The 14,089-nt window shown below is 55.8% G+C and carries 7 protein-coding genes; 3 read left to right on the top strand and 4 right to left on the bottom strand.

All coding sequences use genetic code 11. The features are described 5' to 3' along the window. Nucleotides 1-11: 11 nt before the first annotated feature. The 3 genes from MUN82_RS19170 to pyrF all read right to left on the bottom strand — a co-directional run bounded on the left by MUN82_RS19170 (nt 12) and on the right by pyrF (nt 4,710). Nucleotides 12-3,071, bottom strand: a complete 3,060-nt coding sequence (locus MUN82_RS19170) for a phosphoribosylformylglycinamidine synthase subunit PurL (protein WP_245092995.1) — start codon at nt 3,069-3,071, stop codon at nt 12-14. Nucleotides 3,072-3,192: 121 nt separating this feature from the next. After that, entirely contained in the window at nt 3,193-3,804 is a 612-nt protein-coding gene (gene pyrE / locus MUN82_RS19165) for an orotate phosphoribosyltransferase (protein ID WP_245092993.1), read from the bottom strand. A 129-nt stretch (nt 3,805-3,933) separates the two neighbouring features. Continuing rightward, nucleotides 3,934-4,710 (bottom strand): orotidine-5'-phosphate decarboxylase, encoded by a 777-nt coding sequence (pyrF, locus tag MUN82_RS19160; protein ID WP_245092991.1) that lies wholly within the window; start codon nt 4,708-4,710, stop codon nt 3,934-3,936. 854 nt (nt 4,711-5,564) lie between these two features. On the opposite strand from pyrF, the gene MUN82_RS19155 reads away from it, so the two are divergent. Continuing rightward, nucleotides 5,565-6,119, top strand: a complete 555-nt coding sequence (locus MUN82_RS19155; protein ID WP_245092989.1) for a DUF4468 domain-containing protein — start codon at nt 5,565-5,567, stop codon at nt 6,117-6,119. A gap of 89 nt (nt 6,120-6,208) precedes the next feature. Here MUN82_RS19155 and MUN82_RS19150 read toward each other — a convergent pair whose 3' ends face one another. Then, nucleotides 6,209-8,323 (bottom strand): T9SS type A sorting domain-containing protein, encoded by a 2,115-nt coding sequence (locus MUN82_RS19150; protein WP_245092987.1) that lies wholly within the window; start codon nt 8,321-8,323, stop codon nt 6,209-6,211. A gap of 735 nt (nt 8,324-9,058) precedes the next feature. Between MUN82_RS19150 and MUN82_RS19145 the strand changes: the two genes are divergently transcribed. Next, nucleotides 9,059-10,426, top strand: coding sequence for a sigma-54-dependent transcriptional regulator (locus MUN82_RS19145; RefSeq protein ID WP_245092985.1), 1,368 nt, complete (start codon nt 9,059-9,061; stop codon nt 10,424-10,426). Between the two features lie 49 nt (nt 10,427-10,475). Next, entirely contained in the window at nt 10,476-14,030 is a 3,555-nt protein-coding gene (locus MUN82_RS19140; RefSeq protein WP_245092983.1) for a PAS domain-containing hybrid sensor histidine kinase/response regulator, read from the top strand. The last annotated feature ends 59 nt before the right edge of the window (nt 14,031-14,089 follow it).

Genomic DNA, 14,089 nt, shown 5'->3' with positions numbered 1-14,089 from the left:
TTAATGAGTTATTATCCAAGGCCGCTGGTTGAGCCTTCGTTGGCGTTGCGTACCGCGTCCAGGTCCAGTCCAATTACCTTGTTTACCGGGCCATTCGACCACGTTTCGCGCAGCTCAGCTACATCAGCATCAACGACTTCCTGGCCTGCGTGGCGTACTGTGAGGCGGCCATTGCCGGTTACGGTGCCCAAGCGGGTAGCGCGGCCTTTCAGCAACGCTTCGAAGGCTACTACATCCTCGGGTGCTACCGTGGCCACAAAGCGCGAGTGCGACTCCGAGAATAGCTGTGCCGTCAGGCTCAGTTCGCCGGTCAGCTCCACGTCGGCCCCGAAGCCGTAACCGAACGTAGCCTCGGCCAGTGCTACGGCTAGGCCACCATCACTTAGGTCGTGGCAGGATTGAATGAGGTTCTGGTCGTTGGCTTCCCCTATTGTTATATAGAGCTCTTTGGCCTTGTCGAAACGAACTTGGGGCACGTTGGCACCTAACTCGCCGTGCAGGGCATAGAACTCTGAGCCGCCTAACTCGTCGTAGGTTTCGCCTAGCAGGTACACCACATCGTCTTCCTGCTTGAAATCCGACGTTACGGCTCGGCGCACGTCTTCCATTTTGGCGGTCATGGAGTACAGCACCGTGGGTGGCACCGAAATCTTCACGCCGTCAGCTTTGAAGTCGTTTTTCATCGAGTCCTTGCCGCTCGTGAGCGGGATACAGTAGGCGGCTGTCGCGTCGCGCAGGGCCTCGCACATCTGTACCAGCTTAGCCAGCTTGTGCTTGCCGTCGGGGTTGCCGGTGGGGTCATACACCGAGTCGGGCACGCAGAAGTTGTCATTCACCGACCAGAACGTACCGTCGCCGGGCGTGAGGTTGGGCAGCTTGCCGCCCACAGCTATAATCTGGCGTACGGCCTCGTCGAACGAGCCGGCCGACATCTGGTAGGCATCTAGGTCGCCATAGCGGGGTAGGATGCCGTTGCTCACGGCCACGCCTTCCCAGCTCTCGAAGTTGAAACGCACCACGGCGGCATCCTGTGGAGCCTGGCCGGTGGCACCCATCAGGGGCTTCACCACGGTGCGGCCTTTCACCTCGTGGTCGTACTGCCGAATCACGGACTCGCGCGAACAGATGTTAAGCGAACCCAGCAGGCGGCGCAGTGTGTCGGTGTAGTCGGTTTCGGTGGGTAGGGCAGGCTCTTGAGCGGTAGCGGGGTCCAGCTCAGCTTCCAGCGTCTTGCGCGGCACGCCGTCGTGCAGGAAGTGCATGTCCAGCTTCGCTACGGCCTCGCCGGCAAAGCGCACGTCGAGGTAGCCGTCGGCGGTGAAATAGCCAATGTCGGTCAGCTCCACTTCCATTTCCTTACCCAGCGCCAGCAACTCCTCAAGCTTACTGGGCTCTACCGCCAGCGAAAAACGCTCCTGCGACTCCGAAACGAAGATTTCCCAAGGCCGCAAGCCCGAATATTTCAACGGCACTTTTTCCAGCTCTACTACGGCGCCGCCGCTGATGGTAGCCAGCTCGCCAATGCTGGACGAGAGGCCGCCCGCACCGTTGTCGGTGCTGCACTTGATGAGGCCGCGCCGCGTGGCGATAATTAGGAAGTCCATCGCCAGCTTCTGGGTGATGGGCGAGCCGATTTGCACGGCCGTGGCAGGCGAGGTTTCGTCCAGCTCGATGCTGGAGAAGGTAGCACCGTGGATGCCATCCTTGCCTACCCTACCCCCAGCCATGATGATGCGGTCCTGCGGGTCGATTTTCTTTTCCCAGGAGTCCTCACCAGCCAGTTGCATGGGCATCACGGCACCAGTGCCGCAGTATACCAGCGGCTTGCCGGCGTAGCGGTCATCAAACACAATACTGCCGTTCACCGTGGGCACCCCTGACTTGTTGCCGCCGTCCTCGATGCCTTTGCGCACACCTTCAAAAATGCGGCGTGGGTGCAGTTGGTTAGTCAGCAGCTCACCGCTGAATTCCGGATTACCAAAGCACAAAACGTTGGTGTTGAACAGCAACCGAGCACCACCAATACCGGTAGCCAGCGGGTCACGGTTGTTGCCCAAGATGCCCGTAATAGCTCCACCATACGGGTCGATGGCCGAGGGCGAGTTGTGAGTTTCCACCTTCCATACAAACAACGACTCGGGGTTGATGCGCACGGCGCCGGCATTGTCGCTGAACACCTTAATCAGCCAGTCGTTGCCGTTGGCGCGAAGTTGGCGGTCTACCTCGGCAGTGGCGTTGCGGATATAGGTTTTGAACAGCGAGTCAATTTGCTTGGTCTCGCCGGTAGCCGCATCCTTGTAGTTGATAACGGCCGAAAACTCCTTGTGCTTGCAGTGCTCCGACCACGTTTGGGCAATGATTTCCAGCTCGCAGTCGGTGGGGGCAGTGGGGAGGCCGGCGTCTTCGCGCTCGGCCGCAATGGTGGCGTAGTGGTCGCGCACAGCCCGCATTTCCTCTAGGTTCAGAGCGTAGAGGTTGTCTTTTGACAGCTTCACCAACTCCTCGTCCGTGAGGCCTACCAGCGGCACCAGCTCCGTAATGGCTTCGGCCCCGCCGCCGGGACGCGGCGTGTAGTCGCGCAGCTCGGAGAGGGGGCCGGTTTCGAAGCGGTTGATCATCTTGTTGCCCAGCAGCTCTTCGGCCAGGCGGCGCAGATCCTGCGCGGGCAGCTCGTGCTCCAGGAAGTAGAGCCGTTTACTGAAGATGTGCTGAGTATGCGTATCGAGAGGCTGGTTGAGGAAGTCGCCCAGGGCATTCTGCGCCGAGATGCCTTCGTCGTCGGTCACGCCGGGCAGCTTGGCCACCAGGATGTAACTCTTATAGAAGGAATCGGTAGGGCGGAACTCGTCCAGGGCCACATCGTGCAGCACTGGGTCTTGCAGGCAGCGCGTGGCAAAGCTGTGCAGCTGCTCGTCGGTGAGGGGGTAGCGCACGGTGTAGAGGGCAGTGCTTTGCACGCGCCCGGTGCGCAGGCCCAGATGGCGCTGGGCTGCTTCGGCTACACGCTGACCCTCACCGTCGTGACGGGTAGGCTTGAGCCGTAGCTGAATGGTTCGTTGGATAGATTCCAAAAGGAAGGAAATAAGGTTTACTATTTTCCGCTGTGCCGGCTGCCCTACCTACTATAGGGTAGAAGTAGGGCGCCCGACCACCATCGGAAATGCCTTGCCCTACGTCCAGCGCAGGGTAGGTTTAAGAAAACGCTTTGTCCGGCCGGCTGCCGGGCTTCACTACCGGAATACCTGCCCGACACAGCGGGCAATCATCGGGTGCGTAGGTGGCCGCCGTAACCGGCAGCAGTGCAAAGTTCGGAAAAGAAAGCTCAGCTTTCCCACTCGTGCGGTCAATTAAACTTGCCACCGCCAAAATTTCTGCTCCCATTTCGGTCAGCAGACGCGCTACTTCGTTGGTGCTCTTGCCCGTAGTCACTACGTCTTCTGCAATAATAATCCGCTCACCGGGCTCTATGGTGAAGCCCCGACGTAGCGTCATTTGCCCGTCGGCGTCGCGCTCCGTGAAAATACCGGGCACGCCCAACTGCCGGGCCAGCTCGTAGCCAATCACAACGCCGCCCATGGCGGGTCCTACCACGGTATCGGGCTGCAACCCGGCGGCCCGAATTTGAGCGGCTAACTCAGCGGCGGCGGGAGCAGCCAGATCGGGGCGGCGCAAGAAACGGGCGCACTGCACGTACGTATCAGAATGCAACCCAGAAGACAGGCGGAAGTGCCCACGCAATAGTGCGTCTTCTTGCACTAGTTGCTGTTCCAAGGTTTCGGAGGGTAGGGAGGTGTGGGTGGTCAAGGGAGTATACTTATAAGTAGGAAGGTTACCCGTTGTCTCAAGGTCGAAACCTTGGGCTACAGAGCAGAGCAGCTTTGGTGTTCCTGTTCTGCCGGCTCTCTGGGCACTGCGTAGTCCAGGGGGCTAGCCTTAGGACACAGTATTTGCTTTCGTTATCTGCCGGTGCTCATTAATCTGCCCCTTTAGTTCTCGAGCAGCGGCACTGGCATCGGCCGCCTGCCAGATGGCGCGCGAAGAATTAATGAGTACACCTAGGCCATCGGGGCGCAGGCCGGCGCGGAGGGTAGCAGCTAGGTCGCCGCCCTGGGCACCCACGCCGGGCACCAAGAACCATTGGTCGGGGCAAAGTTCGCGCACGCGCAGCATGGCGTCGGGCTGGGTGGCACCTACCACCAGCCCTACCCCACCGTTTTCCTCATCCAGCTGGCGACTGATGCGGGCGGCTTGGTCGCTGAGCATACCGCCCCGGGTAAGGGCCACATCCTGCAGCGAGTGGGTAGGCTGATTGCTGGTTTTGGCCAGTACGAAAGCCATTTTACCCTCGCGCAGAAAGGGCCAAATGGCATCGTCGCCCATATACGGATTCACCGTCACGGCATCGGCCCCTACCACGTCGTAGGCAAAGCGGGCGTAGTGGTCTGCGGTGTTGGAAATGTCACCAAACTTGCCGTCCAGAATCACCGGAATATCCTTTGGAATGCGCTGGATAGTGTCGCGCAGCAACTGCACGCCATTTTCCCGGCTCAGAAAAAAGGCCAGGTTGGGCTTGAAGGCCGCTACGTGGTCGGCGGTTTGGTCAATTACTTCGCCCAATCGGCTTCCTACCTGGGCGTCTTCACCGATAGGGTCGAGCCCCACACAGAGCAGCGAATCAACGCGTTGCACACGGGAAAGCAGCTTGTTCATATGGTTGGTATTGTCGAAAGAAGTTAACAAAAAAGCCCCCAGCCGGCATCGGGCGCTTTCCGTCGGAGCGCTTTAGAATACGTGGTTGTGGTTGACCAGAAATGACATGCAGCACCCGCGAATGGTAGCGGGCGCAACGGCCGCAATCTGTTGGGCAAGGACAGGAATGCTTGGCATAGGGCAGGTTGAGCCAGACGGCGAGGCAAGCAGTGAGTTGCCACCAGAAGAGCTGACACAGGCCCCTACCCTATCCGTATGGGCATAAAAAAACCGCTTCGAAACCGGAGCGGAGGAAAGAGCAACTGCCGAAAAAACAAAGGAGTCAGCGGAAAATGAAGCCTGCTTCCGGCTTTCCCGCAGAGCCACATCGTGGAGGGCTACGCGCTTCATCGGATGTGCGGTGAGTTGAATCACGCCACAAAAGTACTACTTCGCTTTGACGCAGCAACCAGACTAATATTAATTTTATGTTATCTGAATATTATGTCCAATTTAGTATTGCTCACCACCTGCTATATTGTTTACACGGTCATCCTACATATAAATCATTAATACAAAGCATATTATGCATAAATAATCCACATATAGTAAAATAAAACATTCACTCTATCAGCCTATATATTATAGCCTGTAGTTCATTCACAATAACTGCATAACCTAGGTGTGTTATCAGAAAAATTATATAAATATTTTCGATTATCGCGTATTATGAGATTTATACGAGTAGTCGTATCTAAATCAACACGCCCGGCATTTTTCTTGATATATTCATAACATATACTGCCATGCATGTGGAGCAAAAACGAAATAAGTTTGCGCTCTTGCTGGTAATTACCTGTTTTCCTCTCCATACTATGAAAAACTCTTTACTCGGTTTTCTGCTAAGCAGTCTGTTACTGCTATCCTTGTCGTCGCTGGCGCAGTCTACCAGTCCCATTGCCTACGGTGAGCAAGTACAGGCATCGGGGGCCGGGCGCCGGGCACTATACCAGCACGCCCTGGCCTGGAGCGAAAAGGGGTTTACGTATGCGCCCAAAACTGACGTAAAGGCCGACGCAGCGGCAGGCACGCTCCAGCTGCGTGGCACTAGCAAAGTGAAAACACTCAACAACAATAAACCCGTTGAAACGGCAGTCCGCTTTGAGTTTGTATTTCGTGCTACAGATAATGGCTACGACTATAATATAGGGTCTTTTGAGGTAGTACCCAACAATAAGCAACCTACTGTTACTGTGCAACTAGACGACTACATAGCTCAGCTGGCTGCTGACCGTGACAATAGCCGCACTAACAACGACCGACGCGTACGGGCCCAGGCATCGTCGCTGGCTAGCGAGGTAGCATTGTCCTTTCGATCGTATATGAACAGCCACGAAGGTGAAAGCGACGATACAATAGGACTCAAGTAGTGAGCTTTGCCTCAATTTCTTTCATCAACAAGAAAGCCACTCCTTATATAAGGAGTGGCTTTCTTGTTATTATACGTAACCGCGACTAGTTAGCGTCCTGCAATGATGAGGCGTTGGCTGGTGAGGCGCTTGCCCGCGGCGTTCAGCAGGACCACGTGGTAGAGCCCCTGACTTAAACTCTGCGTTGGAAGCAGGGTAGTATGGTCTGTTACGGCCACCGAATGCACCTGCCGGCCCTGTCCGTCGTACACCACCAAGTGCTGCCCGGTTATTTCACTGGCAGCCCCTACCTGCACGCGTACCCAATCGGTAGCCCCAGCAGGATTAGGAGCCAACTGCAGCGATGCAGCCAGTACCCGCCCTTCAAACGTGGCAGCTACCACCGGCGAAAACGACTCCTGCCCATTGGTGTCTACCTGCCGCAAGCGGTAGTACACGGTGCTGGCACTTTGTTCGGCTGCCGTAGCATCCAGGAAGCGGTACTGCTGCGCCGTGGTGCTGGTGCCTGCACCAGCCACCTGTCCAATGGCCTGGAACGCAACGTCGGTGCCCTGCTGCACGGCCCGCTCTACTATAAACCGGCTGTTGTTTTTCTCTGAGGCGGTTTTCCAGTGCAGTTCGGCTCCCTGGGCGGTAGCGCGTACGGTAAAGCTTGCCAGCTCGACGGGGAGTGGGTTGGATGGATTTACCAGGTTTTCGGGGAAGAAACCGCGCAAATCCTCGGCAAAAGCGTAGTAAATACGCGTGTCTTGCACCGTGCCTACCGTGTTGGTAGTAGTCAGCTCTACCCAGTCGAAATCCTGTGTGGCAACGAAGGACAGAGCTTGTCGACCGGTGCTGCCGCCCAGCAGCGTTGCCTGCGCCAAGTTGGCCCCAGATACACTTTCTACCGCCACCAAGGTCGGCAAGGCACTGGTAGCAGTACCCTTACGGGCCGTGCTTTGGTCCTCGCGGTAGGTAGTGATGGTGAAGTTGGATAACACACCCGCACTCAACAAATTACCTATTATTCCACCGTTGCTGGTGTAATCAAATACAAACCCGGCGCGGTTGCCTGCTTTACCCGCTCTACCGGTTGCTACCTTATTCGCACCATTAAGCTTCACGGCTAGCGCCAAGCCCTGGTTTACGCTCAGGTTCACCAACGAGCCTTTGATTTGGGCATAGGTAGTGGTCAGGTTACGCTTGGCAGCAAAGCTGGGGTCTACAAAGCCCGTGCAGCTGCTACCAAGCACCGACGCGCAAGCACTTACGTTTAGAACACCATCGGTATTGGGGGTGAGGGTAGCAGTCCGGAATTTATCGGTCGGGTCTTCGAAATCAGAAAACACGGGTTCTGGGTCACTGAAAGCTGCTTCCTCAATGCCGAAGCCGTAGTACACGTTCAGATTATCTAAGACGTTTACAGCCCCGTTCAGGCGAATTTCTACGTGGTTGAACGGTTTGGTCGTCTGGAAGCTCAGAAAATAGCGGTTATCAGGCAGCACGTTCACCCGCAATAAGTTGGCACCAGAGGCGCTCTGCTGTAGTGCATCGTCTAGGTAAGTGCTGAGGCGCACATTCTGCAACAAGTTCAGATCGAGCAGCCCACCGTTGCTCACCACAAATCCAGCACGGTACCCGGTAGGACCCACTGCGCTACGTAGCTTCACGCGCAGGGTAGACGGGCAATTCAGAACGCTTATATTCAGCAGGTTTCGGAACGTTGCAAAGTCGGTTAGGCCAGCATTGGCAGCATTCTGTGGATTGTCGATGTTCGAATTCACGTTCACACAGACCAACCCATTCGCCCCGCGCGACTGAGTGCTGTACTCATTCCCCTCCACGGGGCTAACGTTGTTCGACAACGCTCCTTTATACTGGATGGTCGAATTCTGGTCGTCGAAGCCGAAGGCATAGTAGAAGCGTATGCCGTAGCTCAGGTTCAGCAATCCTCCTGTCACCAGTTCTATTTTGTTGAAATCGCCACTGGCAATGAAGCTGGCCCGGGTAGGACGATTGTTGAACAAAGGTAGATTGTTGCGCAACGAGCTAGTAAGGCTCGACTCAATTCCTACTAGCTCAGCAATTGGGATGCGCTGCACAGGCGTTTCGTTCAGGTAGGTTTGCACGTACACGGCATTCAGCACGGACAGATTCAGTAGCGAGTTGTCGCCACCTATCACTACGCCCGCCCGATTGCCTTTCTTGATAGTCTCGGCCATATCAACGCGCAGCGAGGTAGGGGCAGATTGTCCTGTAACCTGTACTTCCGCAAGCGATAATAAATTAATACCCAATGCTGTGGATATTGCCGTTTGGGTTAGATTGGTGGTAAGCAGTGCGTAGCTGTTAAAGGAGGATGCACCTTCATCCGTTGCATTACCACTATCCAGTACGTCTCCCGAAGTCAACGGAGCTACCTTGGTCTCAAGACCAATAAGGCCCCCTATCCTAACCTGAGCCGTGACGGTGGCGCTACCTTTCGTTACCTTTGCTGTGCCCGCTTTCGTGTAGATGACTCGCGTGACAGAACCCTGGGCTAGCACTGTGGTGCCACCTAACCATATCAGTAGAAATAATGCTGCTTGGTAACAAAAAAAGCCCTGTAAGTAGAAGAAGCGTTTCATAAGCAAGATTAGAAAAGTCCATAAACACGTTCAAAAAATCACAATACAATTTTATTACCTTCAAATTATATTATTGTATAAAACGTTGATTATAAGACATATACATTTCACTCGATTTTATTCTATCTTCCCAAAAAGAGAAGCAAAATCCTATGATGAGAAAACTTGATAGGGCAGCTTTATCGTCTTATACTCGCACTGTTTACACTACTTACTTTCCCACGCTATTGAAAACTTAACTGGATAGATTATACTCCACGTAGAAATTGTGCAGCATGTACACATGCTGCGTGACGTATTATCTAGTACAGTTACTCCGCTACTTTCCCAATGACTGCATCTTCTACCCTTCGTATATTCGTTGTTGAGGACAACGCCTGGTACGGCGAACTACTTGAATATAAGCTCTCTCAGAATCCAGAGTACATCGTACGCCGCTTCACTACGGCGCAGTCTTGCTTGGATAACCTCAACGAAAAGCCTGATCTTATCACGCTGGACTATACACTGCCCGATGGTACCGGCGATGTAGTGCTGCGTCAGATAAAGGAGCGTTTGCCGGAAGTTGCCGTTATTATCATTTCGGGACAGGAGGACGTGCGAACGGCCGTAGGCCTGCTGCGCCAGGGTGCTTACGATTATCTTGTAAAAGATGAAGAAACCGCAGATCGGCTCTGGAATACCATTGGCAATGTCAATCAGCAGCTGGCGCTACGCCGGGAAAACGAACGGCTGCGGGAGCAAATTGGGCAGAAGTACGACCCCCAGCGTGCTATTTTGGGAAAAAGCCCCCAAATGCAACAATTATTTTCCTTGGTAGAGAAAGCGGCCCGCACCAACATCACCGTATCCTTGAGTGGAGAGACTGGTACAGGCAAAGAGTTGGTGGCCAAGGCTATTCACTTCCGTTCCGAGCGCCGCAACAGCGCGTTTGTGGCCGTAAACGTAGCCGCCATTCCGCGCGAGCTGATTGAGAGTGAGTTGTTTGGTCACGAAAAAGGTGCATTCACCGGTGCCGTGAGTCGGCGTATCGGGCGGTTTGAGGAAGCGCACCGGGGCACACTCTTTCTGGATGAAATCGCGGAGCTGGATCTGAATCTACAAGCTAAATTGCTGCGCGTGCTGCAAGAGCGGGAGGTGATGCGGGTAGGCGGCAGCGCCCCCATTCCATTTGATGCCCGCCTGATGGTAGCCACGCATCGCGACCTGACAGAAGAAGTGAAACAGGGCCGCTTCCGGGAAGATCTGTATTACCGGCTACTGGGCTTGCCTATTTTACTACCCCCTCTGCGCGACCGGGGTCAGGACGTGCTCCTACTAGCCCAGTCGTTCTTGCAGGCATTTTGCTCTCAAAATGGCATGGCCGATTGCCGCTTGTCGCCAGATGCTCAGCAGAAGCTGTTGCGCTACCCTTTCCCCGGCAACGTGCGCGAGTTGAAAGCGGTGGTAGAGCTGGCCGCCGTACTGGCCGACGGCGACACGATTCACCCGCAGGATCTGTCGCTCCGGCACGCTAGTACCACGCAAGAAAGCAGCCTACCAGACGGGGATGAGTCGTTGCGGACGCAAACTGCTGCCATTGTGCAGCGCTACCTCGACAACCACAATGGCAACATTCTGCAGGTGGCTGCGAAGCTGCAAATTGGAAAGTCTACTATCTATCGCATGATACAGAACAACGAGATTCGGGTTAACTAATAACCCCTCTCGCTGTTCTACTTGTTTCTATCCACCGTATACTATATCAATGAGTTCTATCGCGTATCGCCACCTGCAGCGGCGTTTGCGGCAGATGACACGGGCTCAGATGGCTACCACCACCGAGCTGCGGGAGCTACGTGCGCAGCTTGCGCAGCAAGGCTTGGCGGCGGCAAGGCAGATGAGCACCCTGCTGCAAACGATGAGCACGGCCATTCTGGCCGAAAACCAGGCCCGTCAGGTTGCCTTGGTGAACCAGCGCTTCTGCGACATGGTAGGGCTGACGGAGCCACCCGAAACGTATGTAGGTTACTCGCACGACCGCATGCGCCACGTGTTAGCCCGCTGCTTTCAGAAACCCGTTCTGGTATCGGACACCATTGAGCGGGCTATTGCCGAGCAGAGCCGTATCAGCGGACAGCTGCTGCGGCTCCGCAACGGCCGGATCTTGCAGCAAGAATACCTACCCGTGCTACAAGACGGCAAAACGGTACTGCACCTGTGGAGCCTGGAAGATGTGACAGAGCGCGAGCAGGCACAAGAAAAGATCCGGCAGTACTCCCTGCTCTCAGAGCACAGCCCCAATCCGTTTATCCGGTTCGACCACGTGGGTAGGGCGCAGTACGCCAACCCGGCCGCCGAGCCGCTGCTGCAAGTGCTGGAAAAGCCCCTGGAAGCAGAAACCCGCGACTTTGTTCGCCACGAAATAGCGCAAGCTCTACAACAAAACCAGACTCGTACCACCGAGCGACGCTTGGGGGGGCACTTTTACCATTGGCAGATAGTGCCGTTTCCCGAGGAACAGTCGGCTATTATCTACCTAACCGATATCACCGACCGGCGACGGGCTGAAGCAGAGCTACTGCATAGCCAGCTGTTTGTATCGCGCATCAACGATACGGTGCCCAGCATGGTGTTTCTGTTTGACCTCACGCAGAACAACCTCACGTACTCCAACCGGCAATCGGAATTGCTGCTGGGCTATACGGAAACAGACCTAAAGGCAATGGGACCAGCCGTCATTCACCAACTGATGACGCCCGAAACAATAGAGGAAGTTATCAGTCGCTGGCCCAAAGAAGGCCGGTTTCCGCAGCAGCAGGCGCTGGTATTTGAATATCAAATACGCCGCCGCGATGGTGAGTGGCGCTGGCTGCGGTTGCAACTGGCAGCTTTTACCCGGCAGCCCAACGGTGAGCCCAGCCAGCTTATTGGCAGCGCGCAAGACGTTACAGCTACTCGGCAGATTCAGGAAGAACTGCGCCACAGTCGCCTGCTCACAGACCGCATCACCAGCCTGGCGCCCAATCTGATCTACACGTTTGATGCGCGGCAGAATTCGTTTATCTACGTCAACCACTATTCTATTACGGCGCTGGGCTACACACCAGACGAACTCATTGCCTTTGGCACCACCGCCGCAGAGAAGATAATTGTACCCAGCGAGCTGGCTAAGCTAGAGCAACACAATACGGAAATTCAGCATGCGGCAGATGGTGACGTATACACTGTAGAGTTGGCTTTTCTGCACCGCGATGGCTCTACCCGGTGGTTTCGGTGCAGCCACACACCATTTGAGCGCAACGAGAACGGCTTACTGCGCCTGATGCTGGGCACAGCCGAGGATATTACGCAGTGGAAAATTGCGGATGAGCAGCGCCGCCTAGCCAACTACCGGCTGGCTGAGCAAAACCGCTTGTTCCGGCAGGTTATCGATACCATCACGCCGCTCATCTACCTGAAAAACGAAGCCGGCAACTACACGCTGGCCAACCAGGCCACAGCGCAGCTCTACGGCTCGAGTACCACCGAGATTATTCGGACGCCCTACAAACAGCTGCGCGCCGACCCAAGCGACCTGCAACGGGACCACGAATATGATTTGCGGGTGTTGCGCACGGAGCAAACTGTAGATTACGAAGACACCTTCACTAATCCTGACGGCTCTGTCCGGTGGCTGCATGTCATCAAACAGCCCTTTATGCTGGCCGATGGCATACTGCAAGTGCTGGGAGTAAGCACCGACATCACAGAGGTGAAGCGCGCGCAGCAAGAATTGCGCGAGGCAAAAGAGGCTGCCGAGGCCACGGCACGTACTAAGCAGGAGTTCTTGGCCAACATGAGCCACGAGATCCGCACGCCCATGAACGGGATTCTGGGCATTGCCAATCTGTTGGCCAAAACACCGCTTGATGAACAACAGAATCAGTACCTGGGCCATATCCGGCACTCGGCCGAGGCGCTGTTGGTGGTTATCAATGATATTCTAGCCATGGCTCAACTCGACGCGGGCAAACTGCAATTGGAGTCGGTTTCGTTTGACCTGCGCGACGTGCTGTATGCCAGCCAGCAGGTGGTACAGCCCCGCGCCGCCGAGAAAGGCGTGTCGCTGGAGCTGGAGCTACCTCCTGCTACCACCCCTACCCTCGTTACGGGCGACCCTTACCGCTTGCGCCAGGTATTGCTCAACCTGCTCAGCAACGCTGTAAAGTTTACGGAGCACGGCCGGGTACTACTGGCTTGCCGCCGCCTGAGCGCCACCCACGAGTCACCGCGCTTTCAGTTTTCGGTGCTCGATACGGGCATCGGTATCCCGGCCGAGCAACTGGAACATATGTTTGAGCCCTTCACTCAGGCATCGTCGTCGACAGCCCGCGAGTATGGCGGCTCGGGCCTTGGCCTCAGCATTTCGCGCGGCCTGGTAGAGCTGCTAGGTGGCACACTCTCCGCCGAAAGCACGGTAGGCGAAGGCAGTTCTTTTGTATTTACGCTGCCTTTCCGGCCCGCCGAGGAGGCTACCCCTACCACGTCTGCCGAACCGACCCCACGCTACCACACGCTCGGCAAGCGCCGCGTGCTACTGGCCGAAGACAACGCTGTCAATCAGTTTTTGGTGGAAACGTTGCTGAGTACCTGGGGCATGCACGTGGATACCGCTTCTTCGGGCTCCGAAGCACTGACCTTGTTCTGGCAGCACTCCTACGATGTGGTATTGATGGACATTCAGATGCCAGGCATGGATGGTGTGGAGGCTACCCGTCAGCTCCGGCGTCACCCCGATCCGAAGCGAGCGGCTACCCCAGTGGTGGCCCTCACGGCTCACGCCCTGCGCGACGAAGCAGAGCGCTACCGCACGGCCGGCCTCGACGCCTACCTCTCGAAGCCATTCCGCGAGGAGGATCTGTTCCGGACCGTCTCGGCTGTGTTGCAGAAGCAGCCCGTGCCAACGGTAGCTGCGCCAGAGCCCGTTCCAGACAACGCCCCGCTTTACGACCTGAGCGGTATCCGCCGACTGGCGCACGGCAACGAGGGCTTTGTGAAGCGCCTAGTGCATCTGTTTATTCGTACTACCCCGCCGTGCGTGCGCGAGATGGAAGAGCACTTAGAGGCCGGCAATTGGAAGTCGCTGGGTTCCACGGCGCATCACCTCAAAAGCTCGCTCGATGGCATGCATATCCGGCCGCTGCACGCCACTATTCGCCAACTGGAAACTTGCCAGCAAACGCCACCTGATGTGGCTACTGCCACCCATCAGGTGCAAGAGGTACGACAGGTAACGGAACAAGTTATTGCGCAGTTAGAGCAGGAATTTGGGGCTGAATAGGTCAGAAAAAACCTCCATCTTTCGAAAAGCACATAATTATACTACAACTCAAATGCGTT

The organism is Hymenobacter aerilatus, from assembly GCF_022921095.1.
GTDB classification, from domain to species: Bacteria; Bacteroidota; Bacteroidia; order Cytophagales; family Hymenobacteraceae; genus Hymenobacter; species Hymenobacter aerilatus.
This window is presented reverse-complemented; position numbering and strand designations above follow the sequence as displayed.

Excerpts from the sequence above, each read along its gene's own strand:
- pyrF (WP_245092991.1), bottom strand. The coding sequence starts at position 4,710 with ATGAACAAGCTGCTTTCCCGTGTGCAACGCGTTGATTCGCTGCTCTGT.
- MUN82_RS19155 (WP_245092989.1), top strand. The coding sequence starts at position 5,565 with ATGAAAAACTCTTTACTCGGTTTTCTGCTAAGCAGTCTGTTACTGCTA.
- MUN82_RS19150 (WP_245092987.1), bottom strand. The coding sequence starts at position 8,323 with ATGGCCGAGACTATCAAGAAAGGCAATCGGGCGGGCGTAGTGATAGGT.
- MUN82_RS19145 (WP_245092985.1), top strand. The coding sequence starts at position 9,059 with ATGACTGCATCTTCTACCCTTCGTATATTCGTTGTTGAGGACAACGCC.
- MUN82_RS19140 (WP_245092983.1), top strand. The coding sequence starts at position 10,476 with ATGAGTTCTATCGCGTATCGCCACCTGCAGCGGCGTTTGCGGCAGATG.